This window comes from Kitasatospora sp. NPDC051984 (assembly GCF_044593455.1).
GTDB lineage: Bacteria > Actinomycetota > Actinomycetes > Streptomycetales > Streptomycetaceae > Kitasatospora.
In genome coordinates this window covers 41090-64359 of sequence record NZ_JBIUCB010000024.1, presented here as the reverse complement: position 1 = coordinate 64359, position 23270 = coordinate 41090, and the positions used below count along the sequence as shown (strand labels likewise).

Below are 23270 nucleotides of genomic sequence, written 5' to 3'. Positions count from 1 at the left end.
AAGCGGCACCACTGGAGTTTCCCATGCCGTCGGACGAAACGTATGTCAGCCAGATCCTTGAGGTAATCTCCGCGGAACCGGAGAAAGTGGTCCTGTCCTGGCGCGACCGGACGCTGACCGCGGCGGAGCTGACCGCCCTGGTCCGGTCGGCCGCGCAGGCCCTGCACCGGCAGACCGGCGGGGGCGGCGCCGGCGCCGTGGTCGCCATCCTGACCGTCACCAACACCGGCCCGACCCTGGTCCTGCGGTACGCCGCGAACCTGGTCGGGGCCACGGTGGTCCACCTGCACACCACCAACGCGGTCGACCCGGCGGACCACCTGGCCGCCGGCGCCAAGCTCAAGATCCTCCGGGACACCGGCGCGACACACCTGGCCGTCGACGCGGAGAACCTGACGTCCGCCCGCGAACTGCGCGAGCGGCTGGGCACGCCGCTCACCCTGGTCGCCCTCGGCGACCTCGGCCCCGACGTCCTGGACCTGACGACCGGGGACCCGGACGCGCTGGACCCGGCCGGCATCGAGATCGCCCCCGACCGGCCCGCGGTGGTGACGTACACGAGCGGGACGACCGGCGAGCCGAAGGGCATCGCCTTCGACTTCCGGGCCCGCAACGGCTTCATCTCCGCCGGGCTCCAGATGCGCTGGCGGTCCGTCTACCTGGCCTGCCTCCCGCTCAGCCACTCCAGCGGCGCCACGGCCGACGACTCGCTCGCGTCCGGCGGCTCGGTGGTCCTGCGGGACGGCTTCGAGCCGGGCGACGTGCTGCGCTCCGTCGCGCGGCACGGGATCACCCGGATGCTGCTCTCCCCTCCGCAGCTGTACCTGCTGATGGACCATCCGGAGCTGGGCTCGACCGACCTGTCCAGTCTCCAGATGGTCACCTACCTGGGCTCCCCCGCGTCTCCCGAGCGACTGGCCGAGGCGGTCAAGGTCTTCGGCGACGTGCTGCTCCAGGTGTACGCGACCAGCGAGGCGGGTTTCGTCAGCATGCTCTCGCCAGCCGAGCACCTCGACCCCCGGCTGCGGGCCACGGTCGGCCGCCCGATGCCCGACTGGGTCCGGATCACCGATCCGGACGACCACCACGACCTGCCGCCCGGCGAGATCGGCGAGGTCTGCGTCCGGTCGCCCTTCACGATGAGCGCGTACGTGGCCGAGCCCGAGCTCACCGCCCGGACCGTACGGGACGGCTGGGTGCACACCGGCGACCTCGGATTCGTCGACGGTGACGGCTACCTGCACCTGCGCGGCCGGATCGGCGAGGTGATCAAGACCAACGGCATCAAGATCCATCCGGTGACGGTGGAGAACGCCCTGCTGGCCCATCCCGACGTGGTGCAGGCCGCCGTCTTCTGCGTCCGGGACCGGGACCGGATCGAGTTCCTGCACGCCGCCGTGGTGCTGCGCGACGCGGGCACGGCCGGCCCCGACGAGCTGGCCGAGCACGTCCGGGCGACCGTCTCGCCCAAGCACGTCCCCGCGCGGATCCGCGTCCGCTCCGAGCTGCCCCTCACCGGTGTCGGCAAACCGGACAAGGCGCGGCTGGCCGCGGAAGCGAGCGGGTGAGACCCCCGTGACCCTCTCCGTGGCGGCCATCCTCGCCGAGTCCGCGCTGCGCCGGCCGGAGCACCCGGCGATCGTGTCCGGCGCCCGGAAGATCACCTACCGCGAGCTGTGGGACGGGGCGCGCAGGTACGCGGCGGTGCTGCGCGCGCGGGGCATCGGCCCCGACGACAAGGTGGCGCTGCTGCTGCCCAGCACCCCGCACTTCCCGCTGGCCTACTTCGGCGTGCTCGCGCTCGGCGCGGTCGCGGTCCCGGTCCACGCCCTGCTCCGGGCGGACGAGATCGCGTACGTCCTTCGGGACTCCGGGGCGGCAGCGCTGATCTGTGCCGCCCCGCTGCTGGCCGAGGGCGGCAAGGCGGCGGAGACGGCCGGCACGCCCCTGCTCACCGTCATGGAGCGGGAGGGTGCCCCCGATCGGCAGCTGGACGCGCTCGCGGCGCGCAGCGCCCCGATCGACCGCCAGGTGCCGCGCGACCCCAGGGACATCGCGCTGGTCCTCTACACCTCCGGCACCACCGGCAGGCCCAAGGGCGCCCTGCTCACGCATCTCAACGTGGTGATGAACGTCGACACGACCATGCTGTCGCCGTTCGACTTCACCGCCGACGACGTCCTGCTCGGCTGCCTTCCGCTGTTCCACACCTTCGGCCAGATCTGCGGCATGAACACCTGCTTCCGGGCGGGGGCGACCATGGTCCTGATGCCGCGGTTCGACGGACCGGGCGCGCTGGAGCTCATGGTGCGGGAGGGCTGCACCGTGTTCATGGGGGTCCCGACGATGTACACGGCGCTCCTCGACGCGGCCCGCGCCGACTCGCGCAGGCCGGCGCTCGACCGCGCGTTCTCCGGCGGCGCCGCGCTGCCGGTGGCGGTCCTGGACGCGTTCCGCGAGGCGTTCGGCTGCCCGGTCCTCGAAGGGTACGGGCTGACCGAGACGTCCCCGGTGGTGGCCTACAACCAGAAGGCGTGGCCGCTCAGGCCCGGCACGGTGGGCCGGCCGATCTGGGGCGTCGAGGTCGAGATCGCCCGGGCGGAGGTCGCGGACAGGGTCGAGCTGCTGCCCGCCGGCGAGACCGGGGAGATCGTCATCCGGGGCCACAACGTGATGGCCGGCTACCTGAACCGGCCGGAGGCGACCGCCGAGGCCATCGTGGACGGCTGGTTCCGCTCGGGCGACCTCGGCGTCAAGGACGACGAGGGCTACCTGTCCATCGTCGACCGCAAGAAGGACGTGGTGCTGCGCGGCGGCTACAACGTCTACCCGCGCGAGGTCGAGGACGTCCTGGCCCGCCACCCGGCGATCGCCCAGGCGGCCGTCGTCGGGCTCCCCCACCCCGTCCACGGCGAGGAGGTCTGCGCGGTGGTGCGGGCCCGCCCCGGCAGCACGCCGGGCCCCGCCCTCGGCGCCGAGATCGTCGCCTGGAGCAGGGAGCGGATGGCGCCGTACAAGTACCCGCGCCGGGTGGAGTTCGTGGACGCCTTCCCCCTCGGCCCCAGCGGCAAGGTACTCAAACGCGAGCTGGTCGCCCGGTTGAGCACCGCGAACCCGGACCGGCCACCGGCCGGCCCGCCGCGCCCGCACTGAGCCCGGGCCAGGGGTTCCGGTTCGTCAGGTGGCCTCGCCCATGCCGGGTGAACTGCCTGTTCAGGCGGGCGGATCGCGGGGAACGACCGAGGGCATGACGATTCCGCACCGCTTGACCGGCACCGGCGACCACCATGTCCTGGTCCTCCACGACTGGTTCGGCACCAGCGCCGGCTGGGGCCCGTTCCTCGACTACCTCGACGGCGACGCCTTCAGCTACGCCTTCCTCGACTACCGCGGCTACGGCCAGCGCAAGGACGTTCCCGGCACGTACACGCTCGCCGAGATCGCCGCCGACGCGCTCGCCCTGGCCGACCAACTCGGCTGGGACCGTTTCTCCCTGGTCGGCCACTCGATGGGCGGGAAGGCGGCCCAGCAGGTACTCGCCGAGGCGCCGCTGCGGGTGCGCAAGCTGGTCGGCCTGGCGCCGGTGCCGGCCGGGGCGTACCCGCTGGACGAGGCGGGCGAGGCGCTGTTCTACGGCGCCGCCGAGGACCGGGAGAAGCGCCTCGCCATCCTCGACCTGGTCACCGGCCAACGGGCCGGCCGGGTCTGGCTGGACCGCATGGTCGACCAGTCCCTCCGCCTGTCCGCCCCCGAGGCGTTCGGCGGCTACGTCCGCGACTGGGCGACGGCCGACCTGGAGCACCGGATCAGCGGCAACCCGGTGCCGGTCAAGGTGATCGTCGGCGAGCACGACCTCGCCCTCACCGCCGACGTGATGCGCGGCACCTTCCTCACCCACTACCCCAACGCCGAACTCGAAGAGCTGGGCGGCAGCGGCCACTACCCGATGTACGAGACCCCGGTGGCCCTCGCGGCGTCCCTGGAGGGCTTCCTCCACAACTGACGGTGAAGATGTGTGATGGCTTCCCCGTCGGGTCCGACCGGCGGCCTGCGACGGCCCGGATCCTCACGAGCCGTCGCAGGCCACCGCTCGTGTCAGGCCGGCCGGATGCCCGGGTTGCCGGCCTCGGTGACGAAGGAGGCGGCGGTGAGCAGGGTGCCGTCGGGGCGGGTGATGTGGGTGACGGCCCGGTAGTCGGCGCGGGCATGCTGACGGTCGAGGGTGACCAGGGTGTAGCCGCGCCGGCCGTCGTAGAACTTCATGTGCGGGTTGGCGGCGGTCAGGGTGGCCCAGTTGGAGGGGTGGGCCTCGCCGTCGCCGTCGCTGCTGATCGAGGTGCCGACGAACTCGACGCCCACGGTGCGGGAGTTCGGGTCGTCGAAGTCGCGCTTGACGTCGAGCGCGTAGGCGACGTGCACGTCGCCGGTGAGCAGCACCAGGTTCTTGACGCCGGCCTGGTCGACGGCGGTCAGGAAGCGCTCGCGGGCGGCGGGGTAGCCGTCCCAGGCGTCCATGGACAGCTTGGAGCTGGCGGCGGTGGTGTTCTTGCGGCGGGAGAACACCACCTGCTGCGGGACGACGTTCCACAGCGCCTTGGAGCGGCGCAGCCCGTCCGCGAACCAGCGTTCCTGGGTGGCGCCCATCAGGGTGCGCTTCGGGTCCTGGGATTCGGGGGTGGGGTACTGCCAGCCGTCGCCGTTGGCCTGGTCGTCGCGGTACTGGCGGGTGTCGAGGATGTCGAACTGCGCCAACTGCCCGTACTGGAAGCGGCGGTAGAGGGTCAGGTCGGTGCCGCCCGGCTTGGGCATCCGCAGCGGCTGGTTCTCCCAGTAGGCGCGGTAGGCGGCCGCGCGGCGGGCGACGAACGGCGCCGGGTCCTGGTTCTTCTCGGGGATGCCGCCCGCGTAGTTGTTCTCCACCTCATGGTCGTCCCAGGTGACGTACCAGGGGTGGGCGGCGTGCGCGGCCTGCAGGTCAGGGTCGGTCTTGTAGAGCGAGTACCGCAGCCGGTAGTCCTCGAGCGTGGTGGTCTCGTGGTTGAGGGCGGCGGGCAGGACGCGGTCGGTGTACTTGCGGTCGCCGCCGACGGAGTCGATGCCGTACTCGTAGATGTAGTCGCCGACGTGGAAGACGGCGTCCAGGTCCTCCTGGGCGAGGTGGCGGTAGGCGGTGAAGTAGCCGTCCTCGTACGCCTGGCAGGAGACCAGCCCGAGCTTGGTGCTGTCGAGCTTGCGGCCGTGCGAGGGTGCGGTGCGGGTGCGGCCGGCGGGGCTGGTCCACTGCCCGACGGTGAACCGGTACCAGTACTCGCGGGCCGCCTCCAGGCCGGTCGCGTCCACGTGCACCGACCAGTTGAACTCGGCGTGCGCCTTCGCGCTGCCGCGCCGCTCGACGCGGCGGAACCGCTCGTCCCGGGCGATCTCCCAGCCGACCTTGATGCTCCCCGCCGGCGGCAGCCCCACCCCGGGCTCCAGCGGACGCGGCGCGAGCCGGGTCCACAGCACCACCGCGTCCGGCAGCGGGTCACCGGAGGCGACGCCGAGGGTGAACGGGTTCTCGGTGAGGGTGCGCGGCGCGAGTTCGTTCTCCTCGGCGTGCGCGCCGGGCAGGTTGACGCCGAACGCGAGCGCGGCGGCGGCCGAGGTGACGGTCAGGAACCGCCGCCGGTCGAGCCGTCCGGCGGCGGCGAGCAACTGCTGGTCGGGCGTGGGACGGTCGGAAGTGCTGGACATCGGAGGGGCGCCTTTCGCCGAATGGGTCGGTGTGCGAAGGGAATTCGACCCGTCCTGGTGGTCTGCCCGTGGTCATCGCCTTGGCAAACGAATGATCATTTGATGGCAAAGTCGTGAAGAGCGACGACAGGCACGCTCACTGATCGACCGTGAACACCACCGCCCGGCCCTCCTTCGCGGCCCGCCGGTAGAACTCCCGCACGCCCGGCAGGAAGCACACCGTGTACTCCAAGTCCTCCTCGCCGCGCGCGCCCTCGTACTCCTCGAACTCCAGCTCCGCGTACCGCCCCCGCAACCACTCCTCGTCGACCTCCTCCAACGCGGCCGCCACCGCCCGCACCTGCGCCGGATCCACGTAGCAGGCCACGTAGTCGTCGTCCTCCAGCAGCAGCCGCCCGCCCAGAACGACGTGGGACAGCGGGAACCCCCCGTTCTCGAACTCCAGCCGACCGTCCGTCAGGCACCGGTGCAGCGCGTCCCACGCCTTGTCCAACTCGCACACCCGCGGCCTGTCCCAGGCCTCCTCCACCTCCTCGACCAGCGCCATGACCTCTTCGTCGCCCTCACACGCCAACAGTCGCACCCGCTCGCGCTCGGTCAGCGCGAACAGCACTCCCAGAGACCCCATCCCGGCATCCCCCTTTCCGTCCCCGGAGAGTGAAGCGAACGGGGCTGACAAATTCCGTGGCGGGCCGCCGCGACACCGTGCGAGGCTCTGCGGCGTGCACGACGTCCTGCAGAGCCTGGCCGGCAATCCCGCGCTGCTTCCCGAACACATCGACACACTGATCGCCCACGGCGACCCCGGCGTCCTGTCGGCCCTGTGCGACCAGCCGGAACTGACACCCGGCCAGCTCGACGCGCTACTGGCCGCCGGCGGGCGGGAGGCGTTCCTCCGGCTGATCACGTCCGGCGCGATGCCGCGGGAACGGATTCCCGGGGACGATCCCCAGGCCCTGCTGGCCGCCGTCGACCGGCCGGACATGCCCGGTGACACGATCCTCCGGCTCGCCACCTGCCAGGACGCGGACGTCCGCCGGGCCCTCGCGCAGTACGTCCTGCACCACTACGACTGGAACGAGACGCTCACCGACGACCGCCTCGCGGCGATCCTCGCGCTCACCCAGGACCCGGACTGCTCGGTGGCCACCCCGATCCTCTGGGTGGCGGAAGACCTGACGGAAGACTTCGGCGAACCGCACGGCCTGCACGCTCGCGCGCGCACCGAGGCGTGCGCCCGGATCGCGCTCGCCTCGTCCACCGGCGACGAGCCACTCCTCCGTGCCATGCTCGCGACCGACGGGCCGCCAGCCCTGACACCATGCCCCCACCACCCCGATCCGGACGCCGCCCTGTACGAACTGCGGCACGCCGCCATCGGGAACTGGCGAGCCCCGGCCGACGCGGTCGAGCACCTGCTCGACGCCACCTGGCCCGCGCTGGCCGCCCCCGCCGCGGGCTACTGGAACGGGCTGTCCGCCGAGACCTACCACCGGCTGCTCGCGCTGGACGAGCCCGGCGTCACCGGCCGGGTGGCAATGAACCGGGGGGGCGCCGGCCGAACTGATCCGCCACCTCTTCGAGGCGGAGGACGGCCGCTGGCGCAGCCATGTCCTCAGCAACACCGCCACCATCCCGATCGACCTGCTGGTCCACCTGGCCGTCACCGGCCGCGGCGGCGGAGGCCAACTCGTCGACACCGAAGGCATGCAGGCGTTGCTGGACCACCCCGACCCCCGGGTCCGCGTGCTCCCCCTCGTTCACCACATCTTTCACGACTGGGCCGTCCCCGCCCTGCTCGACGACCCCGATCCCTCGGTGGCCTTCGCAGCCATCTGCTGCTCCCGCGACCCGCCCGCTACCGCGAAGCCGCCCGCCGCTACGGCCCGCCCAAGTACGACGCCCTGGCCGGTCGGTCGGCCTGCCCGCCCGACCTGCTGCTCGCCATCGCGCGGGACCCCGCCACCCCACTCGGCGTCGCCCTGCTCGTCGCCTGGCACGACCACGCCCCCGCGCCCGCCCTCGACGCCTGCCTGCGCAACCACCCCGGCCCGGACATGGACGACGCCGTGGCCACCAACCCGGCCGCCACACCGGACCAACTCCGGCAGGTGGTGCGGTCGGGCGACCCGCACGCCGTACGAACGGCCGCCGAACACCCGAACCTGCCACCCGACGCGATCGACCTGCTCCTCACCATCGCCCTCACCCGCTGAAGGCCCGTCAGACCTCGGGATGCAGAAGCATCTCGGCGAGCTCCCGAACCCGCTCCATCGTGATGCCCGTGCGCTGTTCGACCGCCAACGGGTGGTCGGTCGGCTCCAGTTCGATGATGGGGCGCCGGCCGACGGGGCGGGTGTGGAGCATCGTCTTCAGGTTGATCGTCGACGGCGTGTACGGGACCAGCTCGGTGGACAGCCAGCCGAAGTACGCCGGTTCCGATTCACGGCCCGGGGTCTCCCACAGCTCGCTCGCCCGCACGAAATTCTTTTCGCTGAGCGAGACCCACACGCCCCACGAGAACACCTCGTCCCCGCCGATGACGGGCAGCTCGATCAGCCCGCGCACGAAGAACGCCTCGCCGCCGATCACGCACTGGTCGGGCGTCAGCTCGCAGTCCGGCGCCTGCTCCATGCCCGGCTCCCAGTAGTCGGGCGCCGGGCTGGAGAAGTTCATCGGAAGCTCTGCGTGACGCTCGCCGCAGCAGGTGCAGATGAATCCAGGATCGGCCGACATGGCAGCAGACACTACCGGACCGTTTCCCCAGGCCGGCGGGCCTCCCCCAGACACTCACCCCCCGTCGACGAACGCCCGCACATCCGCCGCCAGCGCGGCCAGTTGCTCCCCGCCCTCCACCCACGTCGTGACGGACGCCTCCCACCCGCGCTGCGCCGTGCGCCACGGCCGCACCGTCCAGGTCAACCCGACGTACCCGCCGGAGCGGAACACCGCGCGGACCGTCAAGTCCCGGTCGTACGTGGCCCAGACCCGCTCGCCGTCCCACCCGCGGAACTCCTCCGCCAGCCCCGCCAGGAACCCCGCGAGCCCGTCCGCCGCCCCCACCCAGCCGACCATTTCCTCCACCCTCGCGGCCAGCCCGGGCGCCGACACCTCCACCGCGAACCGCACCGCCCCCACCTCCGGCCCCGTCCGCTCGACCAACCGCACCCCGACGCCCGCCGACTCCGCGCACCGCACCGCCACCACGCCCTGCACCTCGCCCACTCCTCACCCACTCCTCGCTCACCCGACCGTCCGCCGACGAACGACAATACGACGGGCCCCACGGTGGCCGGTTCGCCGTCCCGGCACGGCGAATCGCCGGCGCGCAATCGCGCGCCGGCGTCCCGAACTGCGAACTCGCCTACTGGGCGTCCTCGTTCGACCCGTTGCCGCCGGAGTTCTGACCGTAGCCGTTCGCGTCCTTCATCGTCTGCTTGATCCACCCCGCGTAGGCGGGTGCGCTGCTGTAGAGGCCCGGCCCGCCCGAGCACGGCACGCCGCGGGCGCCCGGGCCGGAGGTGACGCCGACCAGCTCCCACCGGCCGTTGCGGGCCTTCTGGAGCTGCGGGCCGCCGGAGTCGCCCATGCACGCCATGGCCTTGGCCTTCAGGCTGATCGTGCAGAGCCTGGTCGGGTCCGCGTAGCCGGGGTCGCACTCGGAGACGGCGCCCAGCCGGGTGTTCAGTTGCAGCAGGTCCTCCGAGAAGGCGAACTGGCCGTCCACGGTGCTGCCGAAGCCGAGCAGCCGGGTCGGGGTGCCGGGCTGCCCCGCCTCCTTCGCGATCTTGATGGGCTGCTGGGTGACCGGCCGGTCGAGGCGGATCAGCGCGACGTCGTCCTTGTTGGGGCCGAGGTTCTCACCGTTCACGTAGCCGGGGTGCACGAACGTCCGGTCGATGTTCCGGACCGTTCCCCCGGACTTCCGCTGGTCGGCACCCACCCGCACGATGCCGTCCAGTTCGATGCCCTCGCCCGTCACGCAGTGGGCCGCCGTCAGGACCCACTGCTGGTCGATCAGCGAACCGCCGCAGCTGCCGTCGAGCACACCGGCGTCCGGCGCCGCCATCGGGATCACCGCCATGAAGGGGTAGCTCTCGCTGGCCGCGTCACCGTTGACGATGGCCCCGGCGCTTCCCGCCATGACGGTGGTACAGGCGACTGCGGCGATGGCTCCGGCGGCGGCCACGCGGGCCGCGGCGCTGCTCCGACCCCGGGCACCAGCCGCGTCACCGCCACGTCATGATCAGGTAACAGCCGCCGGGCTCCCCGATCTTGCCCCTACGCTCCCCCGCATGAGCCTGACAGTTTCTGACGTCGCCGCCGCCGGTGCGGCCTGGGTGTGGATGCCGGACGACGCCGAGGTCGTCGAGGACCCGGAGTTCACCTTCCTCCGTCTGCCCGACTACTGCCCGTTCGACCTCTCGGTGGTCTCCTTCACGCCGACTCGCCCAGTGGACCAGGCCGTTGACGCCCTGATGGCGCGGGCCCGCGCCTTCGGGCCGCCGGTGCTGGACTGGCAGGTGCTGCTCGGCGCCCCGGAGGGGCTGGAGGCCGAACTGTCCGCGCGCGGCGGGAAGGTGAAGATCGTGCTGGAGATCCTGGCCGCCGACCTGAGCGACGGTGCGCCCGAACTCCGGCCCCCGACGGTGGACGTCGAGCTGCGCTGGGCCACCGACGTGACGACGGCCCTCGACGGGCTGACGATCGAGGCCGCCGGGTTCCGCGGCGAACTCCCGCCCGCCGAACGGATCGAGGCGGTCGCGGCGAAGAACGCGGAGACCGTCCCGGCCGGCCACGGCGGCCTGCTCGTCGCCTATGTGGACGGCGAGCCCGTCGGCACCGGCGGCGTCTCGGTGGTGGACGGCGTCGCCCGGCTCACCGGCGGCGTGACCGCCGAGCCGTGGCGGGGTCGCGGGGTGTACCGCGCGGTGCTGGGCGCCCGGCTGAACTACGGTGCGGCGCACGGCGCGACGATGGCGCTGGTCAAGGCCAACCCGGCCACGTCCGGCCCGATCCTGCGCAAGTCCGGCTTCACCAGCTTCGGCCCGGAACCGGTGTACGCCATCCCCCTCCACGAGGACCGGCCCTGACCGCAGTTCACAGCCGACGGGCCCGCAGCACCCCCGTCAGCATCGGCAGGACGAACTCGCCGTCCGCCGTCTCCGGCCGGCCCGCCAGGTAGTCCCGGGCCCGGGCCAGCCGCGCCTCCCGTTCGGGCTCCGGCATGACCAGCAGGCCCGCCTTGGTGGCGAGCGTCGCCACCAGCGAATCGGCGGTCCGGCGCTGGCCGTGCGGGAATTCGGCCTGCTCGGCGGCCCCGAACCGGGCGGGCCCGCCGGCCGGGGGCAGGTGCATCCGGGCCGTCCCGGTGCGCCAGCTCGCGGGGACGTCGCGCGGCCCGATCGCCGCGCTCCCGCCGGCCTCGGCGAGCCCGGCGACCCAGGCGACTCCGTCGTCGAACAGGTTCCACAGGCCGGCCAGCGCCCCGCCGGGGGCGAGCACCCGGGCGATCTCGGGGCCGGCCGCGTCCATGTCGAACCAGTGCATCGCGTTGCCGGACAGCACGGCGTCAACCGACCCGTCCGGCAACGGAATCGACTCCGCACACCCCGTCAGCGCCCGCACCTCCGGCAGTTCCCGGCGCAGCTGGGACAGCATCGCGGGGTCGGGTTCGACGGCGACGACCTCGGCGCCCGCCGCGAGCAGGCACCCGGTGAGCTTGCCCGTCCCGGCCCCGAGGTCCAGCACCCGCCGCCCGGGCGCCGGTTCGAGCGCCCACCGGACGGCGGCCGGCGCGTAGTCCGGACGGTGCGCGGCGTACGCTCCGGCTGCGGCGCCGAACGACGAACGGTGTCGCAGGTGTTCGTCCTTCACGCGGAATCACCCGACCCGACCGGCATCGTCCGGCTCGACGCACCGGGCCGCGCCACGCCGTCGATCGAGACGCAGATGCCGAAGACCCGGTCGTGGCCCGTCCAGCCGTTCACGCGGCCCCGGTTGTTGCTGATCTGCACGCGCCGCCGGGCCGGATCGAGGGCGGACACCAGGTGGAGGTACACGGTGCCGGCGACCCGGGCGAGCACGATGTCGCCGACCTTCAGCAGTGTCGGGTCCACCGGTGCGACGAGCACCGACTGCCGACTGCGAATCAGCGGCACCATCGACGAACCGCTCGGCCGGAACTCAACGGTGGCCCCGTCGGCGACTCTTGCCGCCACGCCGTCCAATGCTCCCATTCGACGATCATGGCGGCTCCTTCTCGGTCGTTCCACCGAATTTCGGGCCCCGAACCTGAGTACGAGTACTCTGTCGGACGATCCATCGCACACGGAAGGATCGCCTGCCGGGGGGACGGGCCGCCCAGGGCCCGCCACAGTCTTTTGGGAGTACTCGCCGTGAAGCGTCCTGTCCTGGTCCTCGCCGCCGCCCTGTTCGCCACCGCCGGGGCCCTGACCGGCTGCGGCAGCAAGCACGTGACCGACTCCGGTCAGGCGGCCCCGACCCCGCAGACCTCGGCCGGCGTCAACCAGGCCCAGCAGGAGGCGCAGGAGCGCTGGCAGCAGCAACTCGCCGAAGTGGACCGGAAGTTCCCCGACGTGGCGAAGCTCTGCGCGGACAAGGCCACCACGGTGCCCACTCCGCCGCCCGCCACCTCCGGGACCGACCCGGAGAACTCCAAGTACGCCGAGAACCACGCCTACTTGCAGATGGCCACCCTGACGGACAACCAGCGCTGCCGCGGCGAGGCCCACGCGGCCCGCATCACGGCCGCCGTCAAGTCCGCCCCCATCGACGTGAGCCAGGCCCGCACCCTGATGACCGGCCTCGGCTACCCCGACGCCAACTTCACCCCCTACGGCGACGGCATCCACTTCACCCTCTCCGTCCCCGGCCCGGGCGGCTGCCTCACCGGCAACCTCTCCTCCGCCGCCCGCATCGAGGTCCACGGCGCCTACCTCGAAGGCGGCTGCGAACGCCCCCGCGGCGGCCACTGACCGATCCGGAAGGTGGCGGCGGCGCACCGCGACAACTCACACTGAGGAAGGCGAAGTTGTGACTCGGGGGGACGAAGTCGTCAGGGCCCTGCTGGCGGCGATCGCGGCCTTGGACGACCTCGTCGCGGTGGGCCATGACTCGCATATCACGCTGAACGCCCTGGAAGAGATCGCCCACGAGCTGGGCAGCATGGAGCCGGAGGAGCGCCGGCGGCTCATCGAGGGGCTGGACCGCGTTGCCGCACAGGAACCTGAACGAGCGGCTTGGATCGGAAGCATTCCCGACGCACTGGGGCTCGATCGCTGAACCCTTCGCTGCACTGCCGCCGCCTTCAGCGCGTCATCTCACAACCGACGGCCGGAGTTGCGCGCAGCGACGCCCGCCGCGCGCGCCAGCACCTCGGCGGTCCGCGTCCCCGCCCGCACGGCGTGGTCGGCGGTGCTGGGCAGGCAGCGGGCGTGTTCGGGGACGAACTCGGTCATGATGACGCCGGCGTGGTCGGTCACGTCCTCGTGGAGCAGCACCGGCCGGCCCCGTTCCGTGAGAGCCGTGAACAACTCGCGTGACCGCTCGACGTCCACCACCGCGTCGGCGGTGCCGTGCACCAGCCACACCGGTACCGGCGCCCCCTCGTCGCCGCCCACGCGCAGGTCGTCGAGCGGAACGGTACCGGTGGTCGGCGCCACCGATCCGTACGCGCCGGCGATTCCCACCACGGCTTGCGGCCTCCAGTCGCCAAAGGCTCCGGGGTTCACGGCGACGCCCACGGCGGCCTTGCCGCCCAGCGACCAGCCGGCGAGCGCGATCCGCTCGGGATCCCCGCCGAACTCGGCCACGTGCTGCCGCGCGAAGGCGGCCGACTCCCTCAGGTGCGTTCGCCCGCCGTCCGGGGCGTCGGGACGCCAGTCCGGCACCAGGACCACGACGCCCCGCTCCGCCGCGGCGCGGGCGACGGGCGCGAGGACGTCCCGTTCGTCGGGGCCCCGGCCGTGCCAGAGCAGCACCGCGGGCACCGGCTCCGGCGCGTCCGCGGGCCGGTGGACGTCCATGAGCTTGCCACTGGCCCCGTATCTGACGACAACCATGGTGGTCACCGCGACACCCCCGACTCGTCGGACCACGAAAGGCCTCACGCTACCAACCCCGGTCGACCGACCTGACGTCACCTCGACTCGCCGCCCCAGCCCTTCCCGGAAATCGAGGTGCCGGGGGCGCGGCAGGCCGGGCAGGATGCGGTGATGACGAACTCTTCGCTACCGCAAGCCGCTTGGCGTCTCTGGGAAGGCCTGGCCGGGGCAGCCTTCCCGCCACCGCCACCCGGCGGGGTGACCGTCGCCGTCGTGCCGCGCTCCGGTCTGTGCCCACCCGGGTGGGTCGGGCTGATCGCACTCGGGGGTGCGGTGCTGGCGACGGCGCCGGACGAGCGGCGGGCGCGGCTGGTGCGCGCGGCGCTGCGGAAGGACCCGACGGCGGTGGCCGGGGATGCCGAGCGGCTGCGCGAACTCCTCCCGATCGGCGAGTTGCTGGGGCCGGCCACGCTCTCCTACCTCGCCCCGGACGGGCTCCGACCCCAACCACCCACCACCGTCTCGACAGTCCAACTCCCGCCCACCGACCCCCGGTTGCGCGACCTGGAGAGCCGGGCCGGAGAGCAGGACGCCGACGAGGCCGGACTCGAAGACCTCACCTCCCCCGTCTTCACCGTGCTCGCCGACGACCGGGCGATCGCCGCCTGCGGCTACCGCGCCTGGCCGTTCGAAACGGCCCATCTCGGCGTGCTCACCGACCCGGCCCACCGCGGCCTCGGCCTCGCCGGTCACACCGCCGCCGCCTCCGCCCGGCACGCCCTCGCCGCCGGCCTTCTCCCCCAGTGGCGCGCCCGCGTCCCGGCCTCCCGCCGGGTCGCCGCCCGGCTCGGCTTCCGCGAACTCGGCACCCAGGTGTCCGCCGAGGTGCGCTGAGCGTTCAGGCCCCGGCGATGCCGAGGTGCGCTGAGCGTTCAGGCCCCGGCGATGCCGAGGTGGGTGCGGTGGTGGCGCGGGGTGTCGATCTCGTCGAGCAGGGCGCGGGCGAAGTCGGCGTGGGTGACGCGGGCGGCGAAGTCGCCGGTCGTGACGGTGTAGTGGCCGGTGGGTGCGGCGGTGTGGTCGAAGTCGCCGGCGGGGCTGACGATCAGCCAGTCCAGCACGGTACCGGCGGCGCGGTACACGGCGCTGCCGGCGGCGTGGGCGCGCGAGAACGGGCGGTACTCCTGCGGAAAGCCGGGGGCGTCCATCAGCGGTGTGCCGGGGGCGAGTTCGAGGGTGGCGGCCAGGCCGAGGGTGATCAGCCGTTCGACGCCTGCCCGTTCCAGTCCGTCGACCAGGGCGTGCGCGGCGGCGGCGAAGAACGCGTCCGGCCGGGCACCGGCGTCGTACGCGGCCATGACGGCGGCGTCGTGCCCGGCCGCCAGGTCGGCGACGACACCGGCATCGGTGACGTCACCGGCCACCACATGGAGGCCCGCCAGGTCCGGGTGGGCGTCGGGGTTCCGCACCACGGCGGTGACGTGGTGCCCTCGGCGGACGGCGTCCGCGACGGCCGCACGTCCGACGCGTCCGCCCGCACCGAAGATGATGATCCTGCGCATGAGTTGCTCCCTCGACCTGTCGCACTGCCGGTAGTGCCTCCGGACGGTAGCCACCCCTCTGGTTTCCGCCCGGATACCGGGGCGCGGCGCTACGGTGGGCCAATGCGCGAGCCCCTGGACCCGGAGATGTTCGATCCGGTGTGCCCGTCCGAGCTGGTGCCGATCCGGGTGGGCGGCGACAAGTGGGCGGGCATGATCGTCCAGTGCCTGGCGGACGGGCCCCGCCGCTTCTCCGAACTCCGGGTCCCGCTGCGCACCATCACGCCCAAGGTGCTCACCGCGTCGCTACGGTCGCTGGAACGCGACGGCTTCGTCCTCCGCACCGTCCACCCCGGCCCCGCCCGCCGCGTCGACTACGAGCTGACGCCGCTCGGCCGCAGCCTCCTCGACCTGCTGGCCACCGCCCGTACCTGGGCCGAAACCCACCTGGACGAACTGCTGGACGCCCGCGAAGCGGCCGACCGCACTGCCTAACGCCGCGCAGCCACCAGCACCGCCGCATGCGGCAGCTCCAACCCGCCGTCCTCGCCCACGAATTCGGCCGCCAGCCGATCGAACTCGCGCCGCACCCCGGCCCGCACCTCCGGCGACTGGCGGCGCAACAGCTCCCCCAGGAACGCGACCCCGTCGGCCGGGCCGCCCCACCACGTCTCCACGGCCGTACGGTGGTTCCACGCCACCACCCGGCCGTCCACCCCGCCGAAACCGGCTGCGGCAAGCAACGCGAGGAAGCCGTCGACCTCGGTGACGGCCCGCAGGGCGGCAGGTGGCGGGGGCAGGTCGGTGGGGCGGACGGCCCCGGCGGCCTCGAAGGCGCGGCCGAGCAGGGACTGTCCGGGCGGTGCGGGGGCGGCCCAGGTGGTGAGGGCGAGTCGCCCACCGGGGCGCAGCACGCGGCGCAGTTCGGCGAGCGCCTCGGCGGGTCGTCCGACGTGGTTGAGCACGAAGTTGCCGACCACCGCGTCGAACGTGCCGTCCGCGAACGGGAGTTCGGGCAGCGTGGCTACGTGCAGCTCGGCCTCGGGCGCGGCGCGCCTCGCTTCGGCCAGCATGCTCGGTTCGGCGTCCACGGCGGTGACGCGGGCACCGCGCGCACAGGCCGCCGCGGCGGCGGTGCCCGTCCCGGTACCGACGTCCAGCACCGCGCTGCCGGGCCCGACGCCGGCGGCGTCGAGCAGCGCGGGCACGGGGTGGGCGCACAGCCGGGCGACGCTCGCGGCGTAGGCGGTGGCCCGGCCCGCCCAGATCCGGCGCTCCAGCGCGTCGAACGCGTCCACGTCCGCCTCGGCGATCCCGCTCATTCCTGCCCCCTCCGGCATGTCGACTCGCTTCTGTCCTGTCTCAGCGAAGCGAAGGTTGAACAGTCTCACCAGAGGTTAAGTACACCGCCGGGAGGTCTGAGCACCCAGGCCCTGGTCGGCTACCGGTCAACTGGTCCATCGCCGGGGAGCATTGGTGACCGCCGCTGCAAACTCCGGCCTTCCCGGCGGGCCCTGGTCCGGTGAGCGTCGTATCTCCCGGCGCTCCCGCGAGCTTCCCCACCGCCACCCTCGCCCCTTGGCAGCCGAATCGCTCAATCTTCGGTGAGACGAAGCTGGCGGTCACCAGGGTTCGGCGAGAACGCGCAGCCTTCGTCGAGGCGGGGACACCTGTCAACTCGCTTCCGAGCCCTCCACCTTGGCGAGGAAGCCTGCCAGATTGTCTCGTACGCGATCGATCCGCTGTTCCACCGTCAGCGATTCGTGGATCCGGGTGCCGGTTTCGCGCAGGCCGCGGACGTACAGCGAGCAGGCGAGGTCGCTGCACATGTACGCGCCGACGGAGTTGCCCTGGCGGCCGGCGGGGCCGGCGAGCGGGGCGACGAGGAGGGAGACGCCGCCGGTGTGGGTGGTGACGCAGAGGGAGCAGATGCTGCGCCGGGGCTGCCAACTGGCGGCGGCGGAGCTGCGCAGGACGACGGCTCGGGGGCGGTCGTCGTGGACGGTGACCAGGTAGGCGCGGTCGGGGGCCTGCGGGTCGCGCCAGCCGAGGAAGTCGAGGTCGGACCAGGGCAGGTCGGCCAGGTCGCGGGGGAGGTTGAGGCGTTTCGCCTCGCCCTTGGAGCAGTTCAGGAACGCGGCGCGGATCTCGGGATCGGTCAGCTCTCTCACGAAGCGCCACGTTAATTTGCCTAAGTCGTTTAGGCAAATGGATAATCACCGGAGAAGGAACGATCGAGCAGCAGGAGGCGGGTCCAGTTGGCGCGTGCAGGTCTGTCGGCGGAGGTCCTGACCAGGGCGGGTGCGGAGCTGGCCGACGAGGTGGGCTTCGAGCAGGTCACGGTGACGGAGCTGGCGCGGCGCTTCGATGTGAAGGTGGCCAGCCTGTACTCGCACGTGAAGAGCTCGCAGGACCTGAAGGTGCGGATCGCCCTGCTGGCGCTCACCGAACTCGCCGACCGGGCCGCCGACGCGGTGGCCGGACGGGCGGGCCGCGACGCGCTGGCCGCGTTCGCCGAGGCGTACCGCGGCTACGCCGTCGAGCACCCGGGGCGCTACCAGGCCACCCGCCTGCGGCTGGACCCGGAGACTGCGGCAAGCAGCGCGGCGCCCCGCCACGCCCAGCTGACCAGGGCGATCCTGCGCGGCTACCACCTGCCGGAGCCGGACCAGACCCACGCGGTCCGCCTGCTCGGCGGCGCGTTCCACGGCTACATCGAACTCGAGGCCGCCGGCGGCTTCGCCCACACACCGGTCGACCCCCAGGCGTCCTGGGACTGGATCGTCGACTCCCTGGACACCCTCCTGCGCGCCCGCGCCGAACACTGACCCGACCCGGAACCACCCGCCCCGAAACCTGCTGCGCCCCCGCGCCAAGCACTGACCCCACCCGGAACCACTCGCCCTGAAACCACCCGCCCCGAAACCGGCTGCGCGCCCGCGCCGAGCACTGACCCCACCCGGCTCGACCCGGCTCGACCCGAAACACGCGACCGCCGACCGGGCATACCCGATCGGCGGCCAACCCCCGACTACGCGTCAGGCGCCGTCACGCACCGGCAGCTTCACCCCGGCCGCAGCTGACACCACCCCGAACCACCGACCGCCGACCGCCGACCACCGACCACCGGCCGTCGACCGACACACGATCAACCGCACCCGGCCGACGATCATCCCCGCACCGCCCGCCGACCCGCCGTCAGGCGTCTCGCACCGGCAGCTTCCACCCCGGCCGCGGGAAGTGGCAGGTGTAGCCGTTGGGGTAGTGCTGGAGGTAGTCCTGGTGCTCCGGCTCGGCCTCCCAGAAGTCGCCCACCGGCGTCACCTCGGTGACCACCTTTCCGGGCCACAGGCCGCTCGCGTCGACGTCGGCGATGGTGTCGAGCGCGGTGGCGCGCTGCTGCTCGTCGCCGTAGAAGATCGCGGAGCGGTAGCTGCTGCCGATGTCGTTGCCCTGCCGGTCCACGGTGCTCGGGTCGTGGATCTGGAAGAAGTACTCCAGCAGCGTGCGGTAGCTGATTCGCTCCGGGTCGTAGACGATCTCCAGCGCCTCGGCGTGGCCGGGGTGGTTGCGGTAGGTGGCGTGCGCGTTCTCGCCGCCGGTGTAGCCGGTGCGGGTCGACTGGACGCCGGGGAGGTTGCGGATCAGCTCCTGCATTCCCCAGAAGCAGCCGCCGGCCAGGACAGCCCGGTCCGTGGTCATCTCGTTCTCACTCCTCGCGTGGGACGTCCGCACCCCTGGTGCGGTGCGTGGCCCGTCCGCCGGGGCGCTGCCCGGCGGGACCATCCCCTCCAACCTCGGCCGTCCGCCCGGTGTTCCCGCTGCCGAAAGGTTCAGCCGGCCAGCCCGTCCAGCACCTGCGCGCCGGGCAGTGCGGCCAGTGCCGCGCCAGGCAGGATCAGCTTGCCGCGGCGCCGTCCGCTGCCGATCAGCACCCACGGGGTGGCGGCGACGGCGGCGTCGATCAGCAGTGGCCAGTGCGCGGGCAGGCCGACGGGGGTGATGCCGCCGTACTCCATGCCGCTCTCGCCGACGGCGGTGTCCATGGGCGCGAACGAGGCCTTCCGCGCGCCGAGGTGACCGCGCACCGCCTTGTTGACGTCGAGTCGGGTGGTGGCCAGCACGAGCCCGGCGGCCAGCGTGGTCTCGCCGCCGCGCTTGGCGGCGACCACCACGCAGTTCGCGGACGCCTCGGCGGGGACGTCGTACGCGGCGCAGAACACGGCGGTGTCGGCGAGTTCCGGGTCGGTGTCCACGTACCGCACGGCGCCGGCGAGTTCGGCGTCCCAGTGCTTCAGCGCGGCCGCCACCGGCCCGGCCAGTTCGGCGACGGCGTCCAGCGCCCGCCGCACGTCCGGAAAGTTCCCGAACGGCGCCGTCACCTGCTCGTCCAGGGAGTCCTGTTCGTCCATGGACCAACCCTAGCGAACGCCCCCGCGCAACCGGAGCTGGCCCATTGGGGTGAGCCCGGCCGGTGTCGCGGCCGTTCGGACGGCGCCCGGACCCTATCGTCATGGGGGTTTCGGGGGACGGCAGCTGGCGTCGACAGGGTGGAGTGGCATGGCGACCGAGGTTCCCCCGCAACGACCCGCCCGGCAGGCCCGCGCGTGGCAGGTGCTGCGCCGGTGGCGGATGTGGCTGGTCCCCGGCGTCCTGAGCGCGCTGGTCGCGCTGGTGCTGTCGCTGCTGTACATGGGCGGCATCCTGACCCCGACGGACCATCTGCACCGGATGCCGATCGCGCTGGTGGACGCGGACGCCGGACCGCCGTTGCCGGGCCAATCCGCGCCGCTGGGAGTGGAGTTGACGGACGCGGTGGCGGCGGGGACGCCACCGGGGCAGGTCCAGTGGCAGCGGGTGTCGCGCGAGCGGGCACAGGAGCTGCTGGCCTCGGGGCAGGTGTACGGGGCGCTGGTGGTGCCGGAGGACTTCTCCCGCACCGTGGCCGCGCTGACGACGAACCAGGCCTCGGCGCGTCCGGTGCTGTTCGCACTGACCAATCCGGGCACCGGTTCGCTGGCGTCCTCGCTGGCGAGCCAGATCACCCAGCAGTCGGCGCACCGCTCCTCGCAGGCGCTCGGCAAGCAGCTGACGGCGGCCGCGCCGAACGCCTCCGCGACGGCGCGGCTGCTGCTGGCCGACCCGGTGGACGTCCGTGTGCAGCCGGGGCATCCGATCGGACGGCACAGCGGGCTCGGACTGAGCGCCTTTTACTACACGCTGCTGCTGGTGCTGGCGGGGTTCCTGAGCGCCAACCTGGTGCACAACGGGGTGGACACGTCGCTCGGTTACGCGGACAGCGAGATCGGGCCGTGGCACTGGCGCCGGCCGACGGTGCCGATCAACCGGACCCAGACGCTGGTGGTGAAGATGGAGATGACCGCGGGGCTGTCCGTCGTCACCACCACGATGATCATGCTGGCGACGATCGGCATCCTCGGCATGGACGCCCCGCACCTGCCGCTGCTGTGGGTGTTCTCGTTCGCCGCCTGCGTCACGGTGGGCCTGGGCGTGCAGGCGATCAACGCGGCGTTCGGCACGCTCGGCCAGCTGGTGGCGATGTTCGTCTTCATCGCGCTCGCACTGCCGTCCTCGGGCGCGACGGTCCCGCTCGAGGCCACGCCGTCCTTCTACCACTTCCTCGGCGCGTTCGAACCGATGCGCCAGGTCGCGGGCGGGGTGCGGGCGATCCTGTACTTCGACGCGCAGGCCGACGCCGGGCTGACCCGGGCCTGGGTGATGATCGCGGTGGGCTTCGTGGTGGCGCTGGTCTTCGGCTTCGCGATGACCTTCTACTACGACCGCAAGGGCCTGCACCGGATGGTCCCGACGCCGTCCTGACCACCGCGCTCAGGACGCGCCGGCTGCACGACTCGCGCCGCCCTGACCACCGCCCAGGACGACAGCACCGCCCAGGACGACACCACCGCTCAGGACGAAAGCGCCGCTCGCCACCCCCACGACTCACGCCGCGCCAGGCCCGGCAGTTCGCCGCGTCCGGTGCACCAGAGCAGCACCCGCACCGGGTCGCCGGCCGGCGCGTCTTGGAACAGCCGGGCCAGCACGGCGGCGCAGAGCGCCGGCGGCGGGGTGCGGTCGAGGCCGAGGCCGGTGGCGATGTCGTGGGTGTGCAGCAGGATTTCGGCGACGCCCATCGCGGCGAAGCCGGTCCGGTCGGCCGGCCCCCAGTGCCAGGCCCGCAGGTCGGGCCCGGCGGCGGCCAGCGCGAGAGCCAGCAACTCGCCGCAGGCCAGCGCGATCTGCAAGGTGGTGACGGGGGCGGTGCCCGGCCGGACCGTCAGGTCGAACGGCAGGTACCGGTCGTCGGGACGGGCCGCCAGCTGCCCGGCGTAGGCGAGCAGATCGTGGCCGATGTGCGCCAGCGTCTCCTGGCACGACCACTCCAGCCCGCCGGCCGGGACGCTCCAGTCGGCGTCCAGGTGCGGGGCGAGGGTGAGTTGCAGCTCCGCGAGGGCCGCGCGCAGATCCTGATCGTCCATCAGGTCATCCTCGCACCCGCACCATGGAACAGCTACGGCGCCTACAGGTAGGGGCGGGTGATCAGCTCCAGGCCGTGCCCGGCCGGGTCGAGCAGGTAGACGCCGCGCCCGCCGTGCTCGGTGTTGGTCTCGCCGAGGCGCTGCATCTGCGGGTCGGCCCAGTGCGGGATGTCGCGCTCGCACAGCAGCGCGTAGGCGCGGTCGAAGTGCTCGTCGTCGAGCAGGAACGCGTAGTGGTGCATCTGGATCTCCACCGGCGGCTCGGCGAACTGGAGCAGCACGCCGTCGGCGATCGTCAGGTTGCTGAACGGCCCCCAGGACGGGGCCTCTTCGGCTTCCAGCAGCTCGCGGTAGAAGAGCGCGGAGACCGCGCGATCCACGGCCGGGATGATGGTGTGGTTGAAAGCAGCAGGCATGGTGGTAGGTGAACCTCTTTCCGGTCTCGGGGGGTTGGCGCAGGCATGGCCGGCCTGCTCGGTCTGGGCGGTTACGTGCTCCCAGGACCGGGCGGTCCCCTGACCGGTGGGCACCCCGAAGGCACCCGGGGCGGCCTCAGCCGCCCACCGGTTCACCAATCCGTGCGTGGCCCATGGCCGTTCCGGTGTTCACCCGAGCACCGTACGCAACACCCCGTCCCGGCGACAACCGGTTTTTCCAGCCCTCCCCGAACGGCAGGTGCCCGGGCGTACCCTCGCCCGCATGGCCGACGAGTGCTTCACCGACCCCCAACTGGCCGCGCTCTACGACACGCTGGACCCGGACCGCTCCGACCTGCTCTCCTATGTCGCCCTGGCCGACGAGCTCGGCGCCCGCAGCGTCCTCGATCTCGGCTGCGGCACCGGCGTGTTCGCCCTGCTGCTGGCCGAGCGCGGCATCGAGGTGACGGGCGTGGACCCGGCGGCGGCCTCCGTCGAGGTGGCCCGGGCCAAGCCGGGCGGCGACGGCGTCCGCTGGATCTGCGGCGACGCGACCACGCTGCCGCTGCTGCGGGTCGACCTGGTCACCATGACGGCCAACGTCGCCCAGGCGATCACCGACCCCGCCGACTGGCTAGCGACCCTGCGCGGCGCCCACGCGGCACTCCGCCCCGGCGGCCACCTCGTCTTCGAGACCCGCGACCCGTCCCGCCGCGCCTGGGAGGGCTGGACCCGGGAGGCCACCCACCAGCTCGACGACCTGCCGGAGGTCGGCCAGGTGGAGTCCTGGATCGACCTGCTGGACGTCAACAGGCCGCTGGTGACGTTCCGTTCGCACTACGTCTTCGCCTCGGACGGCCGGCACCTCACCTCCGACTCCACCCTGCGCTTTCGCGAACGCGCCGAGGTGACGGCCGACCTTCAGGCGGCGGGCTTCGACCTCTCCGAGGTCCGCGACGCACCCGACCGCCCGGGCCGCGAGTTCGTCTTCCTGGCCCGCCGCCCCTGACCTCG

Annotated in this window: 27 protein-coding genes; 12 read left to right on the top strand and 15 right to left on the bottom strand. The window is 72.8% G+C overall.

Features of this window, described 5'->3' with window-relative positions; all coding sequences use genetic code 11:
• Window positions 1–23: 23 nt before the first annotated feature.
• The 3 genes from ACIHEI_RS31380 (at window position 24) to ACIHEI_RS31370 (ending at window position 4003) form a co-directional block, all read left to right on the top strand.
• Window positions 24–1568 carry an AMP-binding protein gene (locus tag ACIHEI_RS31380; RefSeq protein WP_396609103.1) on the top strand — a complete coding sequence of 515 codons (1545 nt, stop codon included), beginning with the start codon at window positions 24–26 and terminating at the stop codon, window positions 1566–1568.
• Between the two features lie 7 nt (window positions 1569–1575).
• Window positions 1576–3153, top strand: coding sequence for a long-chain fatty acid--CoA ligase (locus ACIHEI_RS31375; protein ID WP_396609102.1), 1578 nt, complete (start codon window positions 1576–1578; stop codon window positions 3151–3153).
• Between the two features lie 94 nt (window positions 3154–3247).
• A complete protein-coding gene (locus ACIHEI_RS31370) occupies window positions 3248–4003 on the top strand; it encodes an alpha/beta fold hydrolase (RefSeq protein WP_396609101.1) in 756 nt (251 codons plus the stop codon).
• A 92-nt stretch (window positions 4004–4095) separates the two neighbouring features.
• Here the strand turns inward: ACIHEI_RS31370 and ACIHEI_RS31365 are convergent, their stop codons facing one another.
• Together ACIHEI_RS31365 and ACIHEI_RS31360 are read right to left on the bottom strand one after the other, a co-directional pair.
• Window positions 4096–5733, bottom strand: a complete 1638-nt coding sequence (locus tag ACIHEI_RS31365; protein WP_396609100.1) for an alkaline phosphatase D family protein — start codon at window positions 5731–5733, stop codon at window positions 4096–4098.
• Window positions 5734–5869: 136 nt separating this feature from the next.
• Window positions 5870–6361, bottom strand: coding sequence for a YfbM family protein (locus ACIHEI_RS31360; RefSeq protein ID WP_396609099.1), 492 nt, complete (start codon window positions 6359–6361; stop codon window positions 5870–5872).
• A 94-nt stretch (window positions 6362–6455) separates the two neighbouring features.
• Here ACIHEI_RS31360 and ACIHEI_RS31355 point away from each other — a divergent pair, with 94 nt between their 5' ends.
• The gene (locus tag ACIHEI_RS31355; RefSeq protein WP_396609098.1) at window positions 6456–7949 is read left to right on the top strand and encodes a hypothetical protein; all 1494 of its coding nucleotides are present in this window, start codon (window positions 6456–6458) and stop codon (window positions 7947–7949) included.
• Between the two features lie 7 nt (window positions 7950–7956).
• Here the strand turns inward: ACIHEI_RS31355 and ACIHEI_RS31350 are convergent, their stop codons facing one another.
• The 3 genes from ACIHEI_RS31350 to ACIHEI_RS31340 all read right to left on the bottom strand — a co-directional run bounded on the left by ACIHEI_RS31350 (window position 7957) and on the right by ACIHEI_RS31340 (window position 9877).
• Window positions 7957–8409 carry a DUF2199 domain-containing protein gene (locus tag ACIHEI_RS31350; RefSeq protein ID WP_396609108.1) on the bottom strand — a complete coding sequence of 151 codons (453 nt, stop codon included), beginning with the start codon at window positions 8407–8409 and terminating at the stop codon, window positions 7957–7959.
• Between the two features lie 114 nt (window positions 8410–8523).
• Window positions 8524–8958 (bottom strand): DUF6228 family protein, encoded by a 435-nt coding sequence (locus tag ACIHEI_RS31345; RefSeq protein WP_396609097.1) that lies wholly within the window; start codon window positions 8956–8958, stop codon window positions 8524–8526.
• A 139-nt stretch (window positions 8959–9097) separates the two neighbouring features.
• Window positions 9098–9877, bottom strand: a complete 780-nt coding sequence (locus ACIHEI_RS31340; RefSeq protein WP_396609096.1) for a S1 family peptidase — start codon at window positions 9875–9877, stop codon at window positions 9098–9100.
• Between the two features lie 151 nt (window positions 9878–10028).
• Between ACIHEI_RS31340 and ACIHEI_RS31335 the strand changes: the two genes are divergently transcribed.
• The gene (locus ACIHEI_RS31335; RefSeq protein ID WP_396609095.1) at window positions 10029–10826 is read left to right on the top strand and encodes a GNAT family N-acetyltransferase; all 798 of its coding nucleotides are present in this window, start codon (window positions 10029–10031) and stop codon (window positions 10824–10826) included.
• A 7-nt stretch (window positions 10827–10833) separates the two neighbouring features.
• On the opposite strand, the gene ACIHEI_RS31330 is transcribed toward ACIHEI_RS31335, so the two are convergent.
• Together ACIHEI_RS31330 and ACIHEI_RS31325 are read right to left on the bottom strand one after the other, a co-directional pair.
• Window positions 10834–11610 (bottom strand): class I SAM-dependent methyltransferase, encoded by a 777-nt coding sequence (locus ACIHEI_RS31330; RefSeq protein ID WP_396609094.1) that lies wholly within the window; start codon window positions 11608–11610, stop codon window positions 10834–10836.
• Window positions 11607–11972, bottom strand: coding sequence for a S26 family signal peptidase (locus tag ACIHEI_RS31325; protein ID WP_396609093.1), 366 nt, complete (start codon window positions 11970–11972; stop codon window positions 11607–11609). Before ACIHEI_RS31325 ends, ACIHEI_RS31330 begins: the two co-directional genes overlap by 4 nt.
• A gap of 159 nt (window positions 11973–12131) precedes the next feature.
• On the opposite strand from ACIHEI_RS31325, the gene ACIHEI_RS31320 reads away from it, so the two are divergent.
• Entirely contained in the window at window positions 12132–12731 is a 600-nt protein-coding gene (locus ACIHEI_RS31320; RefSeq protein ID WP_396609092.1) for a hypothetical protein, read from the top strand.
• A 109-nt stretch (window positions 12732–12840) separates the two neighbouring features.
• The gene (locus tag ACIHEI_RS31315) at window positions 12841–13038 is read left to right on the top strand and encodes a hypothetical protein (protein WP_396609091.1); all 198 of its coding nucleotides are present in this window, start codon (window positions 12841–12843) and stop codon (window positions 13036–13038) included.
• A gap of 38 nt (window positions 13039–13076) precedes the next feature.
• On the opposite strand, the gene ACIHEI_RS31310 is transcribed toward ACIHEI_RS31315, so the two are convergent.
• A complete protein-coding gene (locus ACIHEI_RS31310; RefSeq protein ID WP_396609090.1) occupies window positions 13077–13817 on the bottom strand; it encodes an alpha/beta hydrolase in 741 nt (246 codons plus the stop codon).
• A gap of 255 nt (window positions 13818–14072) precedes the next feature.
• Here ACIHEI_RS31310 and ACIHEI_RS31305 point away from each other — a divergent pair, with 255 nt between their 5' ends.
• Window positions 14073–14693 (top strand): GNAT family N-acetyltransferase, encoded by a 621-nt coding sequence (locus ACIHEI_RS31305; RefSeq protein WP_396609089.1) that lies wholly within the window; start codon window positions 14073–14075, stop codon window positions 14691–14693.
• 38 nt (window positions 14694–14731) lie between these two features.
• Here ACIHEI_RS31305 and ACIHEI_RS31300 read toward each other — a convergent pair whose 3' ends face one another.
• Window positions 14732–15361: an NAD(P)-dependent oxidoreductase gene (locus tag ACIHEI_RS31300; protein WP_396609088.1), complete on the bottom strand. Its 630-nt coding sequence runs from the start codon at window positions 15359–15361 to the stop codon at window positions 14732–14734.
• Window positions 15362–15463: 102 nt separating this feature from the next.
• Between ACIHEI_RS31300 and ACIHEI_RS31295 the strand changes: the two genes are divergently transcribed.
• On the top strand, window positions 15464–15835 hold the full coding sequence (locus ACIHEI_RS31295; RefSeq protein WP_387641519.1) for a winged helix-turn-helix transcriptional regulator: 372 nt from the start codon (window positions 15464–15466) through the stop codon (window positions 15833–15835).
• On the opposite strand, the gene ACIHEI_RS31290 is transcribed toward ACIHEI_RS31295, so the two are convergent.
• Together ACIHEI_RS31290 and ACIHEI_RS31285 are read right to left on the bottom strand one after the other, a co-directional pair.
• The gene (locus ACIHEI_RS31290; RefSeq protein ID WP_396609087.1) at window positions 15832–16662 is read right to left on the bottom strand and encodes a class I SAM-dependent methyltransferase; all 831 of its coding nucleotides are present in this window, start codon (window positions 16660–16662) and stop codon (window positions 15832–15834) included. The genes ACIHEI_RS31295 and ACIHEI_RS31290 overlap by 4 nt on opposite strands.
• Window positions 16663–17013: 351 nt before the next feature.
• Entirely contained in the window at window positions 17014–17511 is a 498-nt protein-coding gene (locus tag ACIHEI_RS31285; RefSeq protein ID WP_396609086.1) for an FBP domain-containing protein, read from the bottom strand.
• Window positions 17512–17598: 87 nt separating this feature from the next.
• Between ACIHEI_RS31285 and ACIHEI_RS31280 the strand changes: the two genes are divergently transcribed.
• A complete protein-coding gene (locus tag ACIHEI_RS31280; protein WP_387641511.1) occupies window positions 17599–18168 on the top strand; it encodes a TetR/AcrR family transcriptional regulator in 570 nt (189 codons plus the stop codon).
• 370 nt (window positions 18169–18538) lie between these two features.
• Here the strand turns inward: ACIHEI_RS31280 and msrA are convergent, their stop codons facing one another.
• Both msrA and ACIHEI_RS31270 read right to left on the bottom strand, forming a co-directional pair.
• Window positions 18539–19042 (bottom strand): peptide-methionine (S)-S-oxide reductase MsrA, encoded by a 504-nt coding sequence (msrA, locus tag ACIHEI_RS31275; protein WP_392954530.1) that lies wholly within the window; start codon window positions 19040–19042, stop codon window positions 18539–18541.
• 131 nt (window positions 19043–19173) lie between these two features.
• The gene (locus tag ACIHEI_RS31270; protein WP_392954528.1) at window positions 19174–19752 is read right to left on the bottom strand and encodes a YbaK/EbsC family protein; all 579 of its coding nucleotides are present in this window, start codon (window positions 19750–19752) and stop codon (window positions 19174–19176) included.
• 148 nt (window positions 19753–19900) lie between these two features.
• Between ACIHEI_RS31270 and ACIHEI_RS31265 the strand changes: the two genes are divergently transcribed.
• A complete protein-coding gene (locus ACIHEI_RS31265) occupies window positions 19901–21181 on the top strand; it encodes a YhgE/Pip domain-containing protein (protein ID WP_396609085.1) in 1281 nt (426 codons plus the stop codon).
• Window positions 21182–21270: 89 nt separating this feature from the next.
• On the opposite strand, the gene ACIHEI_RS31260 is transcribed toward ACIHEI_RS31265, so the two are convergent.
• On the bottom strand, window positions 21271–21840 hold the full coding sequence (locus ACIHEI_RS31260) for a maleylpyruvate isomerase N-terminal domain-containing protein (protein ID WP_396609084.1): 570 nt from the start codon (window positions 21838–21840) through the stop codon (window positions 21271–21273).
• A 41-nt stretch (window positions 21841–21881) separates the two neighbouring features.
• Window positions 21882–22256, bottom strand: a complete 375-nt coding sequence (locus ACIHEI_RS31255; RefSeq protein ID WP_387641497.1) for a VOC family protein — start codon at window positions 22254–22256, stop codon at window positions 21882–21884.
• A gap of 283 nt (window positions 22257–22539) precedes the next feature.
• On the opposite strand from ACIHEI_RS31255, the gene ACIHEI_RS31250 reads away from it, so the two are divergent.
• A complete protein-coding gene (locus tag ACIHEI_RS31250) occupies window positions 22540–23265 on the top strand; it encodes a class I SAM-dependent methyltransferase (protein WP_396609083.1) in 726 nt (241 codons plus the stop codon).
• Window positions 23266–23270 lie beyond the last annotated feature (5 nt).